Consider the following 20,046-nt stretch of genomic DNA (forward strand, 5'->3'; position numbering starts at 1 on the left):
GACCCGGCGCCCCTTATCGCAGCTTGAGCGTGGAGAGGCCGAGGACGGCAAGGACGATCGAAATGATCCAGAAGCGGATCACGACGGTCGATTCCTTCCAGCCCTTCTGCTCGAAGTGGTGATGGATCGGCGCCATGCGGAACACGCGGCGGCCGGTGCGCTTGAACCAGAACACCTGGATGATGACCGAAGCCGCTTCCAGCACGAACAGCCCGCCGACGATGGCCAGCACGATCTCGTGGTGCGCGGCCACGGCAATGGCGCCGAGCGCACCGCCGAGGGCAAGGCTGCCCGTATCGCCCATGAAGACGGCGGCGGGCGGAGCATTGAACCAGAGGAAGGCAAGGCAGGCGCCGATGATCCCGGCGCAGAACACGGCGAGTTCACCCGCGCGGGGAACGTGCGGAATGCCGAGGTAATTGGCGTAGTCGACGCGGCCCGCCAGGTAGCAGATGATCGCGAAAGTACCCGCTGCGATGATGACCGGCATCGTCGCCAGTCCGTCCAGGCCGTCGGTCAGGTTCACGGCATTGCCCGCGCCCACGATCACCACGGCCGCGAAGACGTAGTAGAATGGCCCGAGCGGAATGTAACGGCCCGACAGGAAAGGCACGTAGAGGTTGGTGTTGAGCTGGCTGACGATGATGTACGAGGCGATGCCCGCCACCACGAACTCCAGCCCCAGGCGCAACTTGCTCGACAGGCCGGCCGTGCTGCGCTTGGCGACCTTGTCATAGTCGTCCAGGAACCCGATGATCCCGAAGCCCACGGTCACGGCCACGCAGGCCCAGACGAAGGGGTTGGTCACGTCCATGAACAGAATCATCGAACTGACCAGCGCGGTGAGGATCATCAGCCCGCCCATCGTGGGGGTGCCGCGCTTGGCAAGGTGGCTCTGCGGGCCGTCCTCGCGGATCGGCTGGCCCTTGCCCTGGCGCACGCGCAGCATGTTGATGAAGCGCGGACCGATCAGCAGGCCAAGGCCCAGCGCCGTCATCAGCGCCGCGCCGGAACGGAACGTCTGGTAGCGGAAGAGGTTGGACAGTCCCTCGTAATGGAACCAATCTGCGATGAGATACAGCATCTTGCGGGGTTGCCCCCTACCCTTCCTGTTTGTCGAGCGCGTTCACGAGGGAAGACAGGCCCACCGAATTCGAGCCTTTGACCAGGATGACGTCATCCCGTTCGAGACCGAATTCGCGCAGTGCATCCACGGCTTCCCGCACGCTCAGGCAATGCGCGAAGGGCACCGTCTTGCCAAGCGGAAGACTAGCGGATTTCCCCAGTTCCCCTGAATGTTCGGCGGCTTCAAGAGCTTGGGCGAGCGGGGCCATCTCCTCGCCCACCAGCACGGCGTAATCGACTCCCGCCTCCCGGATCGGGCCGGCCAGTGCGGCGTGGTAATCCGGGCCGTGGCTGCCCAGTTCCTTCATCGCACCCAGCACGGCAATGCGGCGATGCGCGGGGGTGCGCCCGAGCTGGTCGAGCGTCGCCCGCATCGAGGCCGGATTGGCGTTGTAGCTCTCGTCGATCAGCAGCGCCTTGCCGCCATTGCGGGGCAACGCGGGGCGGCGACCGGCTGCATCGGCATCGACGTCGGGCTCCCCACCCGGAACGTCGATTTCCAGTCGCGCGCCCCGGCCCGGCAGCCCGCCCATTTCGGCGAGCGCCACGCCTGCAGCGCCAAGGTCACCTTTCACCCCGCGCACTGCGGCCATGACCGCAAGGGAATTGATCACATGATGTTCGCCGGGCGACGCGACGGTATAGCAGACGCGCCGGTCGCCCATGTCGATCGTCACCAGCGAGCCGCCGCCGATCGCCGGCACCGCGTCCAGCAGACGGACGTCGGCGTCGCGGGCCTTGCCGAAGGAAACGACTTGCGCGCCGACGGCGACCGCGGCTTCCTTCAGCCGGTTGAAATAGGGGCTGTCGGCCGGAATCACGGCGATCCCGCCCTCTTCCAGCCCTTCGAATATCTCCGCCTTGGCATCGGCAATGGCCTCCATCGAGCCCAGCATCTCGATATGGGCCGGCGCGATGGTGGTGATGACGGCGACGCCCGGACGGACTTGCCGGGTCAGCCCGGCGATCTCGCCCGCGTGGTTCATGCCCATTTCGAAGATGCCGAAACGGGCGCGCGCGGGCATGCGCGCCAGGCTGAGCGGCACGCCGACGTGGTTGTTGTAGCTCTTGACCGAGCGATGGGCATCGCCGCGGCTGGCGCGGTCGAGCGCGGCCCAGATCGCTTCCTTGACGCCGGTCTTGCCCACCGAGCCGGTCACGCCGATAATCGGGCCGCGGGCGCGCAGGCGGCCGGCGTTTCCGAGCAGTTCCAGCGCCTCGGTGGTGTTCTCCACCAGGATGTGCGGCCCATCGACCGGCCGGTCGACCACGGCCGCCGCCGCACCCTTGGCGAAAGCTCCCTCGACGAAGCGGTGGCCGTCCATGGCCTCGCCCTTGAGCGCGAAGAACAAGTCTCCGGGCTGAACGTCGCGGCTGTCGATCTCTACGCCGGAGACGGTGAACTCGCTGCTGGCCGCACCCTTGAGCACCCGCGCAAGCGTGGCGGAATCCCACAGGCCTTGCGTCGACGGGGCCAGCGGGTTCTCCTCCGCGGCGTCGCTTCCCCCGATCGAATCACTGGGCCAATCGAGGATCCGGGCTACAGCATTCATCGCACTACCTTCCCTGCGGACCAGACATTTCCCTGGCCACGGTTACGTCGTCGAATGGCAGGACGCGCACGGAGTCGCCGCTGCCGATGATCTGCCCCTGTTCATGCCCCTTGCCCGCGATGAGGACGATGTCCCCCCGTCCAGCCTCGGCGATGGCCGCGCCGATCGCCTCGCGCCGGTCACCGATTTCCCGCGCATCCTTGCCCATTCCGGCCAGGACCATCGCGCGGATCGCCGCTGGATCCTCGCCGCGCGGATTGTCGTCAGTGACGATCGCCACGTCCGCGCCTTCGCTGGCCACGCGGCCCATGTCCGGCCGCTTCCCCTGGTCGCGGTCGCCGCCGGCGCCGAAGACGACGATCAGGCGCCCTTCCACATGGGGACGGAGCGCCGCGATGGCCGCTTCCAGCGCGTCTGGCGTATGCGCATAGTCGACATAGACCGGCGCGCCTACCGAGGAAATCGCGGCGCGCTCGAGCCGCCCGCGCACGGTGACGAGGCGCTTCAGGGCATCGAAAGTCGTATGGGCAGCGCCGCCGCTGGCCAGCACCAGCCCTGCCGCCACCAGCGAATTGGCGGCCTGGTAGGCACCGATGAGCGGAAGCTCGAGCACGTAGGCTTTGCCCTCATGCTCGAGCTCCAGCTTCTGGCCGAGTCCGCCCGGCTTGCGACCCGAGAGGCGGATGCTGGTGCCCTTGGCACCCACGGTGAACGTCTTGAGCCCGCGCCTTTCGGCATGGGCAATGGCTTTGTCCGACCAGGCATCGTCGGCCCAGATCACGGCGGTGCCGCCATCGACGACCACTTCGTCGAACAGGCGCATCTTCGCCGCGAAGTAATCGTCCATGTCGGCATGATAATCGAGATGGTCGCGCGAGAGATTGGTGAAGGCGCCCACCGAAACGCGCGGTCCCTCGATGCGGTACTGCGAAAGGCCGTGGCTGGACGCCTCGTAGGCGACATGAGTGACGCCCTCCCGCGCGAGGCCGGTCAGGTTGGCGAGGAACGTGACGATGTCGGGCGTGGTCAGCCCGGTCGAGACCGTTTCGTCGCTCGTGGTGACGCCCAGCGTGCCGATCGAGGCCGCGCGTTGGCCCGCCATGCGCCAGATCTGGCGCGTCAGCTCGACGGTCGAGGTCTTGCCGTTCGTGCCGGTGACGGCCACCAGGGTCTCGGGAACCGGCTGGAAGAACGGCGCGGCGAGGCGCGCGAACAGGCGGCGCGGCTCGGGATCGGCGAAATGGACGGCGCCTTCGACTTTGGCATCGGGATGCGCCACCACGGCAATGGCGCCGGCCTTGACGGCGGCGGCGATGTAGTCCTCGCCATTGAACTTCGCACCGCGAAAGGCGCCGAAAACCGTGCCAGGCGCGACTTTGCGGTGGTCGATGGCAAAGCCGGTGACATTGCCCGTCTCGTCTGCACTGCCCGCAAGATTGCTGGCCGAAAGGGAGCCCTCGGCAAGAGGGATGCCGGCAGCGGCGCAGAGGGCAGTCAATTTCATTCTTCGAGGCTCACTCTTCAGCGGTTCCGGCGGGGATCAGGGGCTTGAGGTCGGAAATGTCGATGTCGCGCGTTTCGTCGGGCATGACGCCCAGCAGCGGCCCGATGCGCGGGACGACGCGCTGGATCACCGGCGCCGAGTTCCAGGCCGCGGTGCGCTGGAACGAGGTGGCTTCCGTGCCCTGCGGCTCGTCCATCATGGCGATGACGACATAGCGCGGGCGGTCCATCGGGAAAGCCGCGGCGAACGTCGCCACCAGCGAGTGCTTGCGATAGCCGCCGACTCCGGGCTTTTCGGCCGAGCCGGTCTTGCCGCCCACGCGGAAGCCCGGCGCGTCGGCCTTGCGGCCCGTGCCGTAGGATACGATCATGCGCAGGAGCTGGCGCATGCGGGCGCTCGTGGCGGCGGTGAACACGCGGCGTCCTGCCGGAACCTGCGAAGGCTCCAGCTTTTTCAGGGTGGTCGGGCGCCAGATGCCGCCGTTGACGAGCGCGGCATAGGCGTTGGCCAGATGCAGCGGGGTGACCGCGATGCCGTGGCCATAGGCGACCGTCATGGTGCGCAGGCGCGGCCATTCGCCCCGCGGCCAGAGCGGGAAGCCGCGCGCCGGCAGTTCGACATAAGGCCGCTGGTTCATCGACAGCGATTCCATCGTCTTCTTGAGCCGCTCGCCGCCGAGTTCGTCTGCGATATGCGCGGTGACCGTGTTCGACGAATGGATCAGCGTTTCCAGCACGTTGAGCGAGCTGCCGTAGTTGTGCAGGTCGTGGATCGTGAACTTGCCGACGTGGAGCGGCGTGGCCGGCCAGCGGCGGCGCAAGTCGGTGATCGTGCCGGCATCGAGCGCGGCCGCGACGGTGATCGGCTTGAAGGTGGAGCCGAGTTCATAGACCTGGTTGGTCACGCGGTTGAAGCCGCGCGGCACGTCTCCGGCCTTGGCCTGCTCCTCGGTGATGACGAGGTCGCTGGGCTGGACGTGGTTGGGATCGAACGAGGGCAAGGAGGCCAACGCCAGGATTTCCCCGGTGTCGACATCGAGGATCACGCCTGCCGCACCCTTGGCCTTGCTCAGCGCCATGCCCTTGCCGAGTTCGTCTTCTAGCGCGCTCTGCACGCGGAAGTCGATCGAGAGCACGGCCGGGGTCTCGCGGCCTTCGGGGCTGGTAAGCTGCTTGTCGAACGCCTCTTCCATGCCGACCTGGCCCTTGCCGAACGTATCGACATAGCCCAGCACCGAGGCCGCCATGGACCCTTGCGGATAGAAGCGCGTGGCTTCCTGCGGATATTCGAGCGCCGGCTCACCCAGGGCGTGGACCTTGTTGGCGTCCTCCGGGAGGATCGACTTGCGCAAGTAGCCCGGCTTGTCGGACGAGAGCTTGGCGATCAGTTCGGCGCGGTCGAGATCGGGGAAGATGCGGATCAGCCCATCGGCGATCTCGGCCGGGGTGTGGACCAGCGAGGATCCCTCGGTCATCGCCTTGGGGTTGAACCAGAGCGAATAAGTACGGAATTCGCGCGCGAGGGGCACGCCATTGCGGTCCACGATCTCGCCGCGCTGCGGGATCAGCAAGTCGGAAAGGTCGCCTCCGCGCACGGAGGGGCCGGTCACGCCCAGGTAGACGATGCGGAAGAAGGCCAGAAGCCCGATGAGCGTGAACACCCCCAGAATCCAGAGCGTGCGCATCTTCGCCGTCAGCAGCGACTGCTGACGGACGTTGAACAGCTTGCGCCGGCCGGTGGAAACCGTGGTGGGGATCGCTCCGATCGGGAAGGCCGGAGCGTTCACTGCTGGGCGGCCTCCGCCACTTCGATGCGCGCCAGGCGGCTGCCCAGCGCGGCGGCATCGCGCGCCATCTGGTCACGCTCGGGATCGCGGTTCTTGCCGCCCGCGCCCTTGGCTTCGCCCTGGGCGATGGCAGCGGCCGTGGCGCCGGAGACGGGCGACACCATGGCCAGCAGTCCGCCGTTGCCGCCCTCCGTTTGGGTGCCCTCGCCGGTCTTGTCGGCATTGGCATAGCGGATCGGCGCCGGCGCGCCCGGCCCCACCGGCATGCCCAGCGCGGCCAGCTGGCGCTCGCCTTCGATGTACTGGCCCGCCGTCGGCGCCTTGTAGCCGAACTCGACGTCGTTCAGTTCCTTGAGCGCCTGCTGGTTCGAACGGGTCTGGAATTCCGTTTCCAGGAAGTTGATGTCCTGCTGCACCCACACGATCCGCTTCTCGGTATCGTGAACCTGGCTCTTCACCGCGTTGACGCGCAGCGTCAGGCCGATCGTCAGCGCCCCGCAGACCAGCAGCACGGAAATCCATCCGATCGAATGGACGCGATCGCGAGTGAGGTTCATGCGGCGCTCCTGGGGTCTTCGCGGCCGTTCCGGGCCGATTTCGTGGGGCCAGTCGTTCTGGGTGAGGCTTCCGTGCGCACCGCGGCGCGCAGGGTTGCGGATCGGGAACGGGGATTGGCGGCAAGTTCCGCTTCCCCGGGCCGCACCGCCTTCGCCACGTGTTCGAACGTCGCCTGCGATCCCGAAGCGACTTGCGGCAGGTGCCGCGAAGTGCTCTGGGCCTGGCCGGCGGCATCGCGCAGGAAGCGCTTGACCTTGCGGTCCTCAAGGCTGTGGAAGGTCACGATCGCCAGCCGCCCCCCGGCGCGCAGCAGCGTTTCAGCCCCTTCCATCCCGGCGTCGAGTTCGTCCAGCTCGCCGTTCACATGGATACGGATCGCCTGGAAGCTGCGCGTCGCCGGATCCTTCGGCGCCGATGCTCCCTTGTAATTGGGGTTGTAGCCCACGGCCTTGCGCACCACGCTGGCGAGTTCGCCCGTGGTCGCGATGGGCCGCGCGGCCACGATCGCGCGCGCCACCCGGCGCGACTGGCGTTCCTCGCCATAGAGGTAGAGCACGTCGGCGATCTCCGCCTCGTCCGCCTCGTTCACGAAGTCGGCGGCGGAAAGCCCGGACTGGCTCATGCGCATGTCGAGCGGGCCATCGGCGCCGAAGGCGAAGCCGCGCTCCGCCTGGTCGAGCTGCATCGAGGACACGCCGATATCCATGACGACGCCGTCCACGCTGTCGACTCCCGCTTCTGCAAGGCCCTCGACCATTTCGGAGAAGCGCCGGGCGTGCAACACGAGGCGGGGCGGAACGGCGTCCAGCTCCGGCCATTTTTCGCGGTTATCCACGATTGCAGCAATGGCATCGGGATCCCGGTCGAAGGCATGAACCGTCGCGCCCGCATCGAGCAGACGGCGGGTATAGCCTCCCGCGCCCAGGGTACCGTCGACGATGACGTCGCCGCCCCGGGGGTTCAGGGCGGCGACGACCTCCTCAAGGAGCACCGGAACGTGGGGAACGCCCTCGGGTATGGTGCGAGAGGCGCTCATTTCTTCGAAGCTTTCTGAAGTTCCTTGGCCGCAAGGCTGCCACAGGCGGTCTGTGCCGCCTTCCAGCTATCGTCCATCGTGTTGAGGTTTTCCGGGCTCCACACCGTGAAGAAGCGGCCATTGCCGCGGAAGTAGAGCTGGTCGGAGACATTGGCGAGCGCGCCGAGATCGTCGGGCAGGACGAAACGGCCGCTGCCGTCGAACGGCACTTCGTAGGAGGCGTAAATGTCGCTGGCGCGCTTTTCCGCGTCGAAGTCCTTGCCCGCGCGGACGGCCATTTCCTGCTGCTCGCGGATTTCCTGCTCGAAATCCTGGATGCGCGAGAGGCCGAAGCCGACGAGGCAGGGCCAGCGGTCATGGGTGGTCAGGCAGAGCAGGTCCTTGCCGCTCGATTCGCGCACGGTGCCGCGAAATGCATTGGGCAGCACGAAACGGTTCTTGTCGCGTAGCAGCGAGAAGCCCTGTCCGTTGTAGATGTATGGCTGCCCAGCCATGGTCCCTGTTCGCCCCTAAGGTTGCCTCTCGGGCATGACAGCAACCCCTCCCGCCACGCGCTCACGCGGCAGGGTTCCGGTACTGCAAGCAGCACACGGCGAGTCTCAGCCATTCCGATTGACAATGCTTTTATAACGGGAATTTTGGGGATTAAAGGGAAATGTGGGGATCAGAGGGAATTAATCGGCGGATTTCTTCGGATTTTAGGCACGGGTCATCCCAGGTCCCGTTCCGTTAGGACCTGCGAAACCATGGATAGCGCTGATTTTACGCGGATTTTCCCTTATATCCGCATCGATCCCGGGCCTGCCCATCAATCCCCACTTTTTGCCTGTTCGATGAGCCTGGCAAACGTTTTACGCCGCAAGTCCAGCGAGGGCACATCTTCGGGGTCCTCCAGCAAGGCTGCGTCGGAAATGGCCATAATCCGGCCCTTCCCCAGCCTGCATCGCGCCAGAACCCCATCCGCTTCGAAAAGGCAGGAGGCAGTCTCGTCCCCGCTTTTCCCGCCGGTCCCGGATTTTCCCGCCGACACGGCGCCGTCCCCATCGCTCCCCGCTTTCCCCGAAATTCCCGAGGACGATGGTCCTTCCCCGGAATTCCCCGATGCGCGAAACCGGCCCGCAAGGTTGACCGGAAGCGGCCCGGCGGAAGTCCGGACCAGGCGTTCCCCGGCCCGCTGGCCCGCGTCGAACTCCAGCGCCAATCCCCAGTGCGCCAGGATGGGAGATAGCAGCACCATGTCCTGCGGCCGCCGAGGATCGCCCAGCGCGTGGCGCGACGGCATGGTCAGCATGGGGTCCGCGAACAGCAGCAGATGCCCGCCCTCCCGCACCCAGCGGTCCAGCGCCACGTTTTCCTGCGGCGAAAGCGGGCGGGGCTGCGCCAGTACCAGCAGCGCGCCCGAGGGGAGCGGCAATCGCCCGTTCGGCCCGGCCAGCGTGTCGAGCGGGGTCAGGCGCCCTGCCTCATCCAGCGGTGCAAGCGCCCAGTGCCGGGCGCGCTCAGGCGCCAGCAATTCGCGCACATCGCCGCTTTCGCCCCAGACGATGGGCAGGCTGGTATAGAGACCAATGGCGCGATCGCGGCGCGGCGCCGCCGATTCGCCGCAACTCGTGAGTGTGGCCGCGAGCATGGCCGCGCCCGCCAGAAGCGTCAGCGCTGGGCGCAGCTTACTGGCCGTCTACCGGAGCGCCGGTTACTTCGGGATCCGTCATCGGCGCGGGCGGAGCCGAGGGGCTGGGATCGGCGGCGGGAACCACGCCGATGTCCGCGAGCGGATCGCTGGACGCCTTCTTCGGCTTGGCATCGACCGCAACGACCTGCTGGATCGGATCGGAAGTATCGATCAGCCGGGTGCGATCGTTGATGATGTTCGCCAGGCCCACGATGAGCAGCATCGCGCAAAGGCCGAAAAGTCCGACCTGGAGGCGGTGAACGGCCTGCGAACGCAGCTCGCGCGCAGTGGGCGGCACGAAGTGCTGCGGTGCGGTGATCGGTTCAACCATTGTAGGCGGAATGTGTCCTGCCATCGACAGACCGTTTACCTCAGGATCGCAGCCATGGGAAGACGGGCAGGTTCTTCGATTCCAGCCATTCCGGATTGAACAGCGAGGAGAGGTAGCGGAATCCGGTGTCGCACAGGATCGTGGCGACGCGCGCGTCGGCCTTGCCTTCGGCCACCAGCTTGCGTCCCAGCGCCACGGCGCCCGCCACGTTGATGCCCGAGGACAGGCCGAGGCAGAGCCCCTCTTCCGAAAGCAGGCGGCGGACCCATTCGAGGCCCTCTTCGTCCGAGATGCGGAACTGGGTATCGATCGGCGCGCCTTCGAGGTTGGCGGTGATCCGCCCCTGCCCAATGCCTTCGGCGACCGACGAGCCTTCGGCCTTCAGCTCGCCATGGGCATAGTAGTTGTAGAGCGCCGCGCCGTGCGGATCGGTGAGCGCAATGGTGATGTTCTCGTCGAAGGCCTTGAGGCCGAGGCCGGTGCCTGCGATCGTGCCGCCAGTGCCCGCAGCGCAAGTGAAGCCGTCGATCCGGCCGTCCAGCTGCTGCCAGATTTCCGGCGCGGTGCTTTCGATATGGGCCTTGCGGTTGGCGATATTGTCGAACTGGTTGGCCCAGATCGCGCCCGGCGTCTCTTCGGCGAGGCGGCGCGAGGTGTGGACGAAGTGGCCGGGATTCGAGAACGGCGCGGCCGGCACCAGGACCAGCTCGGCGCCCAGCGCGCGCAGCGTGTCCATCTTCTCGCGCGACTGCGTTTCCGGCATGACGATGATCGTCTTGTAGCCCAGCGCATTGGCCACCAGCGCGATGCCGATACCGGTGTTCCCCGCCGTGCCTTCCACGATCGTGCCGCCGGGCTGGAGCAGGCCCTTCGCCTCGGCATCGCGCACGATCCACAAGGCCGCGCGATCCTTCACCGAGGCGCCGGGATTGGCGAATTCGCACTTGCCCCAGATCTCGCATCCGGCCGCTTCGCTCGGTCCCTTGAGCAGGACGAGCGGGGTGTTGCCGATGAGGTCGAGAGTGGAGCGCTGGGGGATCGGTGCAGTCATGGCGGCACAGGTAGGAAGTCAGACCGAAAGGCGCAAATGATTTGCGGAGTTTTTTGAGCAGGCCATTCGCCTTGCTCCCCTTCTCGTGCCCGTCTCGCGGCCCGGCCCGCGGCGCCTTCCCGCTTTCCGCCTCGCCCCCTCAAGAATTCATCCCGGAGGGGAGGTCCGATGGGACGCAGGCCTGTGCCCGCGCAAAACGGCCCGGAGGCCGTCTTGCCGGAGTGTCAGGTCATCGCAGAATCAGTCTTCCTGCGCGATCGTGACCTTGCAGCCTTCGAGCACCGAAGTGATCGGCACCTGGCAGGACAGGCGCGAGTATTCGTTGCGATGGTCCGAACTGTCGAGCAGGTCGTTCTCGTCTTCGCTCATGGCCGGCAGCTTGTCGGCGAAGGCGGGATCGATGTGGACGTGGCAGGTCGCGCAGGAGCAGCAGCCGCCGCAGAGGGCCAGAAGCTCGTCGAAACCGCTGTCGCGGATCGTTTCCATGAGGGTGCGGCCTTCAAGGGCCTCAACGGTGGATTCTTCGCCCGATTGATTGATGACGATGATCTGCGGCATTCTCGTCGATCCTCTTTGATACTGCATGTATCATAACATGCTGGTTTCGGCCTTTGGGGCCGGCTGCTAATGGCTGCAATCCCCTTTTGCAAGGTAATCGAACTATGGGCTTGAGCGCTGGCGCACTGAAACTGGGACTCGACGCGATTGCGGGGCGAGAGCCCGCCATCGCCCGAGCGCTGGATGCGGCCGGCTACCCCGAACCACGCATCCGCCCTACCGGATACGCCACGCTCCTGCGCACGATCGTGGGCCAGCAAGTGTCGGTAGCGGCGGCCTCTTCTGTGTGGCAGCGGCTGGAGGACCTGCTGGGCGAAGGCATCGCGCCCGAGACTTTGCTGGCCGCCGAATTCGAAGCCCTGCGCGGCTGCGGGCTTTCGCGTCAGAAGCAGGGTTATGCGCGCAGCCTTTGCGAACTGGTGATCGCCGGCACGCTCGACTTCGACGACTTGCCCGCGGACGACGAGGAGGCGATCGCCCAGCTCGTGCGCATCAAGGGTATCGGCCGCTGGTCCGCGGAAATCTATCTGCTTTTCGCGGAAGGCCGCCCGGACATCTGGCCGGCCGGCGACCTTGCGGTGCAGGCCGGCATGCACAAGATCCTCGGCCTGGAAGCGCGCCCGAGCGAGAAGGAAGCGCGGGAACTGGCCGAAGCCTGGCGCCCCCATCGCGGCGCCGCGGCGATCTTCACCTGGCACTGCTACAACAACCCGGCCCTTTAAGCGGCGCCCTAAACGGAGAGGGGCGCCTTCCGTAGCCCCGCTTCGCCGAGAAAACGGCTCTCCATCCACCGGCGCAGGCGCGGGGACTGCAGTTCGGTCAGGATCGAAATTCCCGCGCAGGCCAGCACGATCAGCGCGATCAGGGCTGCGAACATCGGAAAACTGCGCCCGGCCTCGATCCCCCAGGACCGCAGAAGCTGGATCAGCGGCCAGTGGAACAAGTAGAGCGTGAAGGAAAAGCCGGCGAGCGTCCGGGCGGCTCCGTCCAGACGCAGGATCGGCGCCGAAAGCAGGTTCACCAGCGGACGCGCGGCCACCAGCGCCAAGGTCATGGCCAGGCCCATCAGCAGGTCAGACAACGCCCATTGCGACCATTCGGCATCGCCCGGCCACCATGCCTTGAGCAGGGGATTGAGCACCGCGTGATCGATCCGGAACAGGAACAGCGCCATCGCGCAGGCCGCCACGATCGCGACGGGCGCAGCCGCAAGGGGCAGGCGCCGGGCGGTGCGAACATGGGTCAGCGCCGCCCCCATCAGCCAGACCGGCATCAGCAGGAGAATGGCCCCGCCCGCCGCCGCGCAGCCCAGCGCCACCGCAAGGACGCGCGGCCAGCCCCGCAGGAACACGGCCAATGCGAAGATCGCATAGTACCAGACCTCGTAGCAGAGCGACCAGTAGGGCGGGTTCCAGACCGGTCCGGCCACCCCCGGCCAGGCGCTGAGGAAAGCCAGCGGCGCCAGCAGTTGCTTCGTCACTTCCAGCGCTTCCGCGGGGGAATTGTCCATTCGCACCGGCATCGGCCCCGCCAGCACATAGGCCGCCAGCGTGCCGAACAGCAGCGAGGGCACCGCGACCGGCAGGATGCGCGACAGGCGCGCCACGGCATAGCGCGGCAGGCTGGACCGGCCGTTCAGCACGGACGTGCTGATCACAAGGCCCGAAAGCACGAAGAACACGATCACGCAGTAGTGCTGCATGCGCACGCCGAAGGGAAACCAGCCGTGATAAAGCCCGAGCTGCACCGCATGCCCGATGGCCACGAGCAGCGCCGCGCCGAAGCGCACGAAGTCCAGCACGACCGAGAGCGGCCGCGTCAGGAAAGGTTCCTCGGCAGGCGGGCTCACGGGAGCCGAATCAGTCGCGCGGGGCGGCCGCGTCGATGAAGCGGGCCAGTTCCAGATCGCGGCGGCTCAGGCCATCGGCATCGTGGGTGGTCAGCGTGATCTCCACGCGGTTGTAGACGTTGAACCATTCAGGATGATGGTCGGCCTTGTCGGCCTGGATGGCCACGCGGGTCATGAAGCCGAAAGCCTCGTTGAAATCCGCGAATTTCAGCTTGCGCACGATGGCGAGGCCGTCCTCGCGCAAGTCCCAGCCGGGCAGTGCGGCCAGCGCTTCATCGCGTTCGGCGTCGGTAAGGCGGGCAATCGGCATGAGCGACTCCGTAAAGATGCAGCCAGCTTGGCACTGGGGGGGCTTTCCACTATCGCGTCACCCCATGCAAGGGGCCTCCATCGCCATCGACGACCTCGCCTGCCGGCGCGGCGACAGGCTGCTGTTTCGCGGCGTCTCGCTGCGGCTCGATGCCGGCGAGGCACTGCAGGTGACCGGGCGCAACGGCATCGGCAAGTCCAGCCTGCTGCGTATCCTGGCCGGCCTGGCCCCGGCCTTTTCCGGTGCCGTGACGACCGCAGGCAGCATCGGCCTGGTGGACGAACGCCCGGCGCTCGATCCGGGCTGGACGCTCGGCTCCGCCCTGGCGTTCTGGCAGCAGATGGACGGGAGCGGCGAAGATCGGCACATGGCCCGCCTGGGTCTCTCGGGCCTGCTCGACGTGCCGGTGCGCTACTTGTCCACCGGGCAGAAGAAGCGCGCCGCCCTTGCCCGCCTGCTCGGCCAGGATGCGCGGATCTGGCTGCTCGACGAGCCGCTGAACGGGCTCGACAGCCATGCCGTCGCCCTGGTCGAGGCACTGGCGGCGGAGCATTGCAGCAAGGGCGGCATTGCAGTGATCGCTTCTCACCAGCCTTTCGCGCTGCCGGGCATGGCCACCCTCGCCCTTTCCGAGCACGCGGCATGAGCGTCAGGATCCGGCCCCTCCTCAAGCGAGACCTCACGCGCCTGCTGCTGGGCGGACGCGGCGGCGGGGCGCTGCTGCCGATCCTGTTCTTCCTCTCGGTGGCGATGCTCTATCCCTTCGCCGTCGGCCCCGACGCGCCGCTGCTGGCGCGGACCGGCGGCGGCGTGATCTGGGTCGCCGCCTTGCTGGCCGCGATCCTGCCGCTCGACCGTCTGGTGGAGCCCGACATCGAGATGGGCCTGTTCGATCAGTGGGCGCTGCGCGGCATCTCCGAGGAACTGGTGATCGCGGTGCGGGTGCTGGCCCATTGGCTGAGCTTCGGCCCCCCGCTCATGCTGGCCGCCCTGCCCGCCGCCGCCCTGCTCGGGCTGGACGGGCAGAGGCTCATGCTGGTCGAGATCGGGCTGCTGGCGGGTACGCCGGGCCTCGCCGCGCTGGGAGTGACGGTTGCCGCGCTCACGGCAGGCCTGCGCGGCGGCGCGGCGCTGGGGGGGCTGCTGATGATCCCCATGGCCGTGCCGGTGCTGATCTTCGGCGCGGGCAGCCTCGGCAGCGGCGGCACGGGCGGACTGGCCCTGACCGCGGCGGCAAGCCTGGTCCTGCTGGCCATCGCCCCTTTCGCAAGCGGCGCGGCGATCCGCGCGGCCCGCGGCTGACGATCTCGCGCGGCGCGCCGCCGGCGAGCGCTCGTTTCATCGCCACGGCGGTTGGCGCAGGTACCGCTGCCCAAGCATAGTGCGCTTCCAGATCCGGCCAGAACCGGACAGCGGGAGAATGCCATGGAAAGCCATCGGACGCTGATCGACAGGGCCAGGCGCGAAGCCGGGCTCGACGACTTCGGCGCAGACGGCTTTCGCGAGGGCCTGGAAATCCTGGTCGATTCCCTCGATCGCGAGGCCGGGCTCAATGCGCTGGGCGAAAGCGCCCTGGCGGAACGCATTGTCCTGCATCTCAAGCAGAGACTGGAAATCGAAGACTGGTATCGCCGCCATCCCGAGATCGCGGACGAGGAGATCCGCGCGCCGCTGTTCGGCGTCAGCCTGCCGCGCACAGGTTCCTCGGCGCTGTCGTTCCTGCTCGCGAGCGACCCGGCGATCCGCTACCTCAGGGTCTGGGAAAGCAGCCGCCCCTGTCCGCCGCCTGGGACTGTCGAAGGACCCGATCCCCGCCGGGGCGTCTCCGCCAGCAGCGCCGACGAGACGCTGAAAGGCGGCCGCCGCACGCCAAGCGGGATCGACGGCGCGATGGAATGCCAGGACATCATGGCGCTCGATTTCAAGAGCCAGATATTCCAGGCTTTCGCCCAGGTTCCCCGCTATTCGGACTGGCTGCTCCAAGCCGACCTGACCGAGACTTACGCCTATCACAAGCGTGTGCTGAAGCTGCTGCAATGGCGGCAACCGGCGCGGCCCTGGCGGCTCAAGGCGCCCACGCACATGCTCTATCTCGATGCGCTGACGGCGGCGTTTCCCGATGCCCGCTTCGTCATGACTCACCGCGATCCCAGCGACGTGATCCTGTCCGTGGCCACGGTCTATGCCGACATCATCGGCAAGTTCACCGACCGGACCGACCATGCCTATCTCGGCGATCTCAACCTTCGGACCTGGTCCGAGGCGATGCGGCGGGCGATCGCCTTTCGCGATGGCGGCGAGGACCACCGTTTTCACGACATCCACTTCCGCGCCATGCTGCGCGACCCGCTGGGGCAAGTGCGCGAACTCTATGCCTGGCTGGGAGAGCCGGTCTCTCCGGAGTTCGCACGGGCAATGGCGGAATGGTGGGCATCGAACGAGAGCGAGCCCCGCATGGCCAAGCCCGATCCGGCGCGCTTCGGGCTCGATCCCGCAGCGGTGCGCGGCCATTTCGGCGACTATCTGGCGCACATGGAGCGCTGGGCGCCGTTCAGCGAAGCCGCTTGAACAACTTTCGGAAGAACCACAGGTGATGACAGATGGGTGAAGTAACCAGCGGCCCCGTAGACTTCGATGCCGCCGCGCGAGAGGCGCAGACGATTGCGGGAGGGCCGCGCTATGCGCCGCTGCGGCTCGACGAAGTGAGCCCGGAGGGACAGGAGCAGGTCGACGCGATCCGCGCGGCCTTCCACATCCCCGACAGTCGCCCCTTCCCCGACGTCAGCCTGATCACCTTGCGCCATCCGGGCATGTTCAAGGGGCAGATGGTGCTGGGCATCGAATTGGCCGCCAGAGGCGCGATACCCGGCCGTGAGCGGGAACTGATGATCCTGCGCCTGGCCCTGCTCGCCGGCGCGCCGTTCGAATGGTGCGAACATGTGGATATCGGCAAGGCCTTCGGCATCACCGCCGAGGACCTCGAACGCGTGATCGCAGGCTCTGCCGCGCCCGGCTGGACCGAACACGAATCGGCCATGCTGCGTGCGGTGGAGGAACTGCTCGCCGATTACTGCCTGGGCGAGGAGACCTGGGACACGCTGGCCCGGACCTGGGACGAAAAGCAGATGCTGGAACTGCCCATGCTCGTCGGCGCCTATCTGATGACGGCGATGCAGCAGAATTCCCTGAAAATTCAGCCCAAGGGCGGTTTCGATTACCGCTGATCCCGATTCGCGGGATTCGGCACGCCGATAGTCCGCGAATCGGCAGAACGAATCACTGCTAATCACCGCGTGTTTCGAAGGGCCGTCGCTCCCCGAGCGGCGGCCTTTTCTCGTGGAAAATATCGCCGGGTTTTTCGCACGGTTCACCGGCGGCGGATCCGGGGGCGCCTGTGGACAAGCGCGGCAGAACTCCGGGATAACGGCGGGATAAGTGGGGGATTTTCCTGGAAAAAACGGGCCGGGGCGGTTTCTCGCGTGGTGCGTGAAATCGCCCCGGCCCAGTCGACAGGAAGGGCAGGCGGGCGCCCCATGACAAGCGCCGGCCCGAGGTCCTTGGTGCAGGCTTGACGGGCAAGACAAGCTGCGTAGACATAGCTAATGATAATCATTCTCAAATACAAGCCCATGGAGAACCAGGCATGTATCAGTACGTCGATCGCCCGCTGAATTCGCTCGACGAGGGGTGCCGTTTCCTCGTCTGGTCCATGCGCGCCTGGGTCACGACGCTGGCGCGCCGGCAATGCCCTGCGCAGGCACTGGCCCCTGCTTTCGCCAAGTGGCGGATGATCGGCGGGCTCCAGCCGTTCCACCGGGCCATGCTGCTGTTCAACCGCGATGCGCTGGAGACCTTCGCCTTCTGCCCGATGGCCTGCAGCCATGTCTCCGAGCACGAGGCGGTGATTCTCGAACTCATCACCTCGCTGCGCGACCGCGGCCCCCAGCAGACGCGCGCCACGCTGGAACTGGTGGTTTCGGAAGACAGCGTGGGCGACATGCTGGAAACGCTCTCGAAGCTCGGCGCGGCCATGGCCATTGCCGGCATTTTCCCCGGCGAACCGGTCGAAGCGAAGAACCAGCGGCATTGAGCGGCGACGCGGAGGGAGGCCCGGCTCCGGGGCGCGTGCCGGAGGGAAGCGCACTTCCCTCCGGCGCTCCTCATTGAGCGGGAGCGGTGAGGACCGGCGGACTTATCCCCCGATCAATTCGCGCCCGATCAGCATGCGCCTGATCTCGTTCGTACCGGCGCCGATGTCGAGCAGCTTGGCATCACGCAGATAGCGCTCGACCGGCCAGTCCTTGGTGTAGCCGGCCCCGCCCAGTGCCTGCACCGCTTCTCCCGAGACGCGGAAGGCGTTCTCGCTGGCGAGCAGGATCGCGCCGGCCGCGTCGAACCGGGTGGTCTGCCCTGCGTCGCAGGCCCGCGCGACGGCGTAGACATAGGCCCGCGCCGACTGCAGCGCGACGTACATGTCCGCCACTTTGGCCTGCATGAGCTGGAACGTGCCGATGGCGGTGCCGAACTGGCGGCGTTCGCGCACATAGGGGATCACGGTATCCAGGCAGGCCTGCATGATGCCGATCTGCAGACCCGCCAGCACCACCCGCTCGTAATCGAGCCCGCTCATCAGCACTTTCACGCCGCCGTTCAGCGGGCCCATGACGTTCTCTTCAGGCACGAAGCAGTCATCGAACACCAGTTCGCACGTCGGCGATCCGCGCATGCCCATCTTGTCGATCTTCTGGCCGATGGAGAAGCCGGCCATGCCTTTCTCGATCAGGAAGGCAGTGATCCCCCTGGAGCCTGCCTCCGCATCGGTGCGGGCGTAGACGACCAGCACTTCCGCGTAAGTGCCGTTGGTGATCCAGAACTTGGTGCCGTTCAGGCGAAAGCCGCCCGGCACGGCGTCGGCCCGCAGCTTCATCCCGACCACGTCGGACCCTGCCCCCGCTTCGGACATGGCCAGGCTGCCCACATGCTCGCCGGAAATCAGGCCGGGCAGGTACTTGGCTTTCTGGGCCTCATTCCCCCAGCGCCGGATCTGGTTCACGCAGAGGTTCGAGTGCGCGCCGTAGGACAGCCCGACCGAAGCCGAGGCCCGGCTGACTTCCTCCACCGCGATCACATGTTCGAGATAGCCCAGCCCGGTGCCGCCCCATTGCTCTTCCACGGTGATGCCGTGCAGGCCAAGCTCACCCATGGCAGGCCAGAGTTCGCGCGGGAACCAGTCCTCCGCATCGACCCTGGCCGCGAGCGGCGCGATCTGTTCGTCGGCGAAACGGGCCACGCTCTCGCGGATCATCTCCGCCGATTCGCCCAGCGCGAAGTCGAAATCCGGGGTTGCCTTCATGCCCTAGTCCCAATCTTTTCGAGCGCCGCTCTCCGGCGCCTTTCGTTAACCCGCAAGTTAGCGACCGGGCTCCCTGCAAACAAATTGAAACTTCCCGCCCGGTTCGATAAATTTCCCCAATGATAAAGCGCGCGCATATCCGCCATTTCCTGGCCGTTGCCGATTCCGGGAGCTTCAAGCAGGCCTCGGCGCGGCTCCACGTCACCCAGCCGACGGTCTCGACCAGCATTGCGGAACTGGAACGCCTGGTGGGATCGCCGCTGTTCGTGCGCGACCGGCGCCATGTCCGCCTGACCGAGCCGGGGGGCGCCTTCCTGCCGATCGCTCGCGACCTCGAAGCCGGCTTCCGCCGCGCGGACCAGTTCGGCCGGCCCATGCAGGAGCAGTGGCCGGACCTGAAGCTGGGCGTGATCCCGAGCGTGTCCGGCCCCCTGCTGGAGCGGCTCGCCCGCGAACTGGCCGGGAACTTCGGGATCGAACTGGTGGAGGGGGACGACCGCGATTTGCGCGGGCAACTCGGCAGCGGCAAGATCCAGCTGGCGCTGACGTTGCTGGGGGAGGACGAACAAGGCCCCTGCGCCCGCACATTGCTGGAGGAGCCCTACGTCCTGGTCATGCCGGAGACGCACCGCTTCGCCGGGGCGTCGCTCGTGGCGCCGCAGGACATCGCCGGGGACATCATGATCGCCCGGCGGTCCTGCGAGGTGCTTCAGCAAACCAGCCGCTTCTTCACCGATGCCGGGGTGCGCCCGCGCTTCGCCTTGCGCAGCGAGAACGAGGACCGCTGCATGCGCATGGTCGCGGCCGGTCTTGGCGTGACGGTGGCGCCCCTGTCGCTGGCTCCTACAGGAACGGCGACGGCGGAGATCGCAGGCTATGGCCTGAGCCGCAGACTGGGCCTGGTACGCGGCGCGGAATTTCCGGCGGAGGCGGAGGAACGACTGGCGGCGACGCTGGAGATCGTCTCCGCCAGCCTTCCCTCCCTGGCCCGTCAATCCGGTGCGGCGCCCTCATAGCGCCCGCCGGCTGTCTCCATGCCGACCGGGTCTTGCCGTGTCGGCCGTGAATATCCTGTCTTGCCCTGAACCCTGACTTGCGCACCCTGACTGGTGCACCCTGACTTGGCACCCTGTACCCGCACAAGCCGCCCGGTAACGGGCCTGCCTGTACGAGACAGCACCGAGCGGGGGCGCTCCCGAACCGGGTGTCCCTTTTTACCCCCAAATGCGGAGAAGCGCCCCCTACCGTCATGCGGTTCGCGCACTGGCAGCGGCCTCGTTGGGAGAGCAGCCGCCGCCAGCGCGTTCGCACGTTTCGGTGTTGCCCATTAGGTAAAGAGCTGACACGATGCGATCAAACG

At 66.9% G+C, this 20,046-nt stretch carries 21 protein-coding genes; 7 read left to right on the forward strand and 14 right to left on the reverse strand.

Features of this window, described 5'->3' with window-relative positions:
• Positions 1–13: 13 nt before the first annotated feature.
• From mraY to EDF57_RS17025, 11 genes are all read right to left on the reverse strand, one after another.
• Positions 14–1,084 (reverse strand): phospho-N-acetylmuramoyl-pentapeptide-transferase, encoded by a 1,071-nt coding sequence (gene mraY / locus EDF57_RS16975; protein WP_132261758.1) that lies wholly within the window; start codon positions 1,082–1,084, stop codon positions 14–16.
• A gap of 16 nt (positions 1,085–1,100) precedes the next feature.
• Positions 1,101–2,678, reverse strand: a complete 1,578-nt coding sequence (locus EDF57_RS16980) for a Mur ligase family protein (RefSeq protein ID WP_134095115.1) — start codon at positions 2,676–2,678, stop codon at positions 1,101–1,103.
• 4 nt (positions 2,679–2,682) lie between these two features.
• Positions 2,683–4,182 carry a UDP-N-acetylmuramoyl-L-alanyl-D-glutamate--2,6-diaminopimelate ligase gene (locus EDF57_RS16985; protein ID WP_134095116.1) on the reverse strand — a complete coding sequence of 500 codons (1,500 nt, stop codon included), beginning with the start codon at positions 4,180–4,182 and terminating at the stop codon, positions 2,683–2,685.
• Between the two features lie 10 nt (positions 4,183–4,192).
• Positions 4,193–5,968 (reverse strand): penicillin-binding protein 2, encoded by a 1,776-nt coding sequence (locus tag EDF57_RS16990; RefSeq protein ID WP_132261754.1) that lies wholly within the window; start codon positions 5,966–5,968, stop codon positions 4,193–4,195.
• Positions 5,965–6,525, reverse strand: a complete 561-nt coding sequence (locus EDF57_RS16995; RefSeq protein WP_134095117.1) for a hypothetical protein — start codon at positions 6,523–6,525, stop codon at positions 5,965–5,967. Before EDF57_RS16995 ends, EDF57_RS16990 begins: the two co-directional genes overlap by 4 nt.
• Positions 6,522–7,562: a 16S rRNA (cytosine(1402)-N(4))-methyltransferase RsmH gene (gene rsmH / locus EDF57_RS17000; protein WP_134095118.1), complete on the reverse strand. Its 1,041-nt coding sequence runs from the start codon at positions 7,560–7,562 to the stop codon at positions 6,522–6,524. The genes EDF57_RS16995 and rsmH overlap by 4 nt, the downstream gene beginning before the upstream one ends.
• Entirely contained in the window at positions 7,559–8,056 is a 498-nt protein-coding gene (locus tag EDF57_RS17005) for a division/cell wall cluster transcriptional repressor MraZ (RefSeq protein ID WP_132261749.1), read from the reverse strand. The genes rsmH and EDF57_RS17005 overlap by 4 nt, the downstream gene beginning before the upstream one ends.
• A 314-nt stretch (positions 8,057–8,370) precedes the next feature.
• Positions 8,371–9,192 (reverse strand): DUF4350 domain-containing protein, encoded by an 822-nt coding sequence (locus tag EDF57_RS17010; protein ID WP_208324889.1) that lies wholly within the window; start codon positions 9,190–9,192, stop codon positions 8,371–8,373.
• Between the two features lie 37 nt (positions 9,193–9,229).
• The gene (locus tag EDF57_RS17015) at positions 9,230–9,565 is read right to left on the reverse strand and encodes a hypothetical protein (RefSeq protein ID WP_132261748.1); all 336 of its coding nucleotides are present in this window, start codon (positions 9,563–9,565) and stop codon (positions 9,230–9,232) included.
• Between the two features lie 40 nt (positions 9,566–9,605).
• Positions 9,606–10,616 (reverse strand): cysteine synthase A, encoded by a 1,011-nt coding sequence (locus tag EDF57_RS17020; RefSeq protein ID WP_132261746.1) that lies wholly within the window; start codon positions 10,614–10,616, stop codon positions 9,606–9,608.
• Between the two features lie 240 nt (positions 10,617–10,856).
• Positions 10,857–11,174: a 2Fe-2S iron-sulfur cluster-binding protein gene (locus EDF57_RS17025; RefSeq protein ID WP_132261744.1), complete on the reverse strand. Its 318-nt coding sequence runs from the start codon at positions 11,172–11,174 to the stop codon at positions 10,857–10,859.
• A 104-nt stretch (positions 11,175–11,278) separates the two neighbouring features.
• Between EDF57_RS17025 and EDF57_RS17030 the strand changes: the two genes are divergently transcribed.
• Positions 11,279–11,896, forward strand: a complete 618-nt coding sequence (locus EDF57_RS17030) for a DNA-3-methyladenine glycosylase (protein WP_132261743.1) — start codon at positions 11,279–11,281, stop codon at positions 11,894–11,896.
• Positions 11,897–11,904: 8 nt separating this feature from the next.
• On the opposite strand, the gene EDF57_RS17035 is transcribed toward EDF57_RS17030, so the two are convergent.
• Positions 11,905–13,023, reverse strand: coding sequence for an acyltransferase (locus tag EDF57_RS17035; RefSeq protein ID WP_134095119.1), 1,119 nt, complete (start codon positions 13,021–13,023; stop codon positions 11,905–11,907).
• A 10-nt stretch (positions 13,024–13,033) separates the two neighbouring features.
• The gene (locus EDF57_RS17040) at positions 13,034–13,333 is read right to left on the reverse strand and encodes a 4a-hydroxytetrahydrobiopterin dehydratase (RefSeq protein WP_132261739.1); all 300 of its coding nucleotides are present in this window, start codon (positions 13,331–13,333) and stop codon (positions 13,034–13,036) included.
• 64 nt (positions 13,334–13,397) lie between these two features.
• Between EDF57_RS17040 and ccmA the strand changes: the two genes are divergently transcribed.
• From ccmA to EDF57_RS17065, 5 genes are all read left to right on the forward strand, one after another.
• The gene (gene ccmA, locus EDF57_RS17045) at positions 13,398–13,979 is read left to right on the forward strand and encodes a heme ABC exporter ATP-binding protein CcmA (RefSeq protein WP_134095120.1); all 582 of its coding nucleotides are present in this window, start codon (positions 13,398–13,400) and stop codon (positions 13,977–13,979) included.
• Complete coding sequence (locus tag EDF57_RS17050; RefSeq protein WP_132261736.1) at positions 13,976–14,635, forward strand: heme exporter protein CcmB; 660 nt, start codon at positions 13,976–13,978, stop codon at positions 14,633–14,635. Before ccmA ends, EDF57_RS17050 begins: the two co-directional genes overlap by 4 nt.
• Positions 14,636–14,758: 123 nt before the next feature.
• The gene (locus EDF57_RS17055) at positions 14,759–15,901 is read left to right on the forward strand and encodes a sulfotransferase (protein ID WP_134095121.1); all 1,143 of its coding nucleotides are present in this window, start codon (positions 14,759–14,761) and stop codon (positions 15,899–15,901) included.
• A gap of 32 nt (positions 15,902–15,933) precedes the next feature.
• Positions 15,934–16,557 carry a carboxymuconolactone decarboxylase family protein gene (locus EDF57_RS17060; RefSeq protein WP_134095122.1) on the forward strand — a complete coding sequence of 208 codons (624 nt, stop codon included), beginning with the start codon at positions 15,934–15,936 and terminating at the stop codon, positions 16,555–16,557.
• A 419-nt stretch (positions 16,558–16,976) separates the two neighbouring features.
• Positions 16,977–17,423 (forward strand): hypothetical protein, encoded by a 447-nt coding sequence (locus tag EDF57_RS17065; RefSeq protein ID WP_134095123.1) that lies wholly within the window; start codon positions 16,977–16,979, stop codon positions 17,421–17,423.
• Positions 17,424–17,525: 102 nt separating this feature from the next.
• Here EDF57_RS17065 and EDF57_RS17070 read toward each other — a convergent pair whose 3' ends face one another.
• The gene (locus EDF57_RS17070) at positions 17,526–18,686 is read right to left on the reverse strand and encodes an isovaleryl-CoA dehydrogenase (RefSeq protein WP_132261728.1); all 1,161 of its coding nucleotides are present in this window, start codon (positions 18,684–18,686) and stop codon (positions 17,526–17,528) included.
• A 119-nt stretch (positions 18,687–18,805) separates the two neighbouring features.
• On the opposite strand from EDF57_RS17070, the gene EDF57_RS17075 reads away from it, so the two are divergent.
• Positions 18,806–19,702 carry a LysR family transcriptional regulator gene (locus EDF57_RS17075; RefSeq protein ID WP_134095124.1) on the forward strand — a complete coding sequence of 299 codons (897 nt, stop codon included), beginning with the start codon at positions 18,806–18,808 and terminating at the stop codon, positions 19,700–19,702.
• The last annotated feature ends 344 nt before the right edge of the window (positions 19,703–20,046 follow it).

The sequence above is a fragment of the Novosphingobium sp. PhB55 genome (assembly GCF_004368805.1).
Classification (GTDB): Bacteria; Pseudomonadota; Alphaproteobacteria; order Sphingomonadales; family Sphingomonadaceae; genus Novosphingobium.

Excerpts from the sequence above, each read along its gene's own strand:
- EDF57_RS17050 (WP_132261736.1), top strand. The coding sequence starts at position 13,976 with ATGAGCGTCAGGATCCGGCCCCTCCTCAAGCGAGACCTCACGCGCCTG.
- EDF57_RS17025 (WP_132261744.1), bottom strand. The coding sequence starts at position 11,174 with ATGCCGCAGATCATCGTCATCAATCAATCGGGCGAAGAATCCACCGTT.
- EDF57_RS17070 (WP_132261728.1), bottom strand. The coding sequence starts at position 18,686 with ATGAAGGCAACCCCGGATTTCGACTTCGCGCTGGGCGAATCGGCGGAG.
- EDF57_RS16995 (WP_134095117.1), bottom strand. The coding sequence starts at position 6,525 with ATGAACCTCACTCGCGATCGCGTCCATTCGATCGGATGGATTTCCGTG.
- EDF57_RS17060 (WP_134095122.1), top strand. The coding sequence starts at position 15,934 with ATGGGTGAAGTAACCAGCGGCCCCGTAGACTTCGATGCCGCCGCGCGA.
- EDF57_RS17055 (WP_134095121.1), top strand. The coding sequence starts at position 14,759 with ATGGAAAGCCATCGGACGCTGATCGACAGGGCCAGGCGCGAAGCCGGG.
- EDF57_RS17005 (WP_132261749.1), bottom strand. The coding sequence starts at position 8,056 with ATGGCTGGGCAGCCATACATCTACAACGGACAGGGCTTCTCGCTGCTA.
- mraY (WP_132261758.1), bottom strand. The coding sequence starts at position 1,084 with ATGCTGTATCTCATCGCAGATTGGTTCCATTACGAGGGACTGTCCAAC.
- EDF57_RS17040 (WP_132261739.1), bottom strand. The coding sequence starts at position 13,333 with ATGCCGATTGCCCGCCTTACCGACGCCGAACGCGATGAAGCGCTGGCC.
- EDF57_RS17065 (WP_134095123.1), top strand. The coding sequence starts at position 16,977 with ATGTATCAGTACGTCGATCGCCCGCTGAATTCGCTCGACGAGGGGTGC.
- rsmH (WP_134095118.1), bottom strand. The coding sequence starts at position 7,562 with ATGAGCGCCTCTCGCACCATACCCGAGGGCGTTCCCCACGTTCCGGTG.
- EDF57_RS17020 (WP_132261746.1), bottom strand. The coding sequence starts at position 10,616 with ATGACTGCACCGATCCCCCAGCGCTCCACTCTCGACCTCATCGGCAAC.
- EDF57_RS17030 (WP_132261743.1), top strand. The coding sequence starts at position 11,279 with ATGGGCTTGAGCGCTGGCGCACTGAAACTGGGACTCGACGCGATTGCG.
- EDF57_RS17015 (WP_132261748.1), bottom strand. The coding sequence starts at position 9,565 with ATGGTTGAACCGATCACCGCACCGCAGCACTTCGTGCCGCCCACTGCG.
- EDF57_RS16980 (WP_134095115.1), bottom strand. The coding sequence starts at position 2,678 with ATGAATGCTGTAGCCCGGATCCTCGATTGGCCCAGTGATTCGATCGGG.
- ccmA (WP_134095120.1), top strand. The coding sequence starts at position 13,398 with ATGCAAGGGGCCTCCATCGCCATCGACGACCTCGCCTGCCGGCGCGGC.
- EDF57_RS16985 (WP_134095116.1), bottom strand. The coding sequence starts at position 4,182 with ATGAAATTGACTGCCCTCTGCGCCGCTGCCGGCATCCCTCTTGCCGAG.
- EDF57_RS17010 (WP_208324889.1), bottom strand. The coding sequence starts at position 9,192 with ATGCTCGCGGCCACACTCACGAGTTGCGGCGAATCGGCGGCGCCGCGC.
- EDF57_RS17075 (WP_134095124.1), top strand. The coding sequence starts at position 18,806 with ATGATAAAGCGCGCGCATATCCGCCATTTCCTGGCCGTTGCCGATTCC.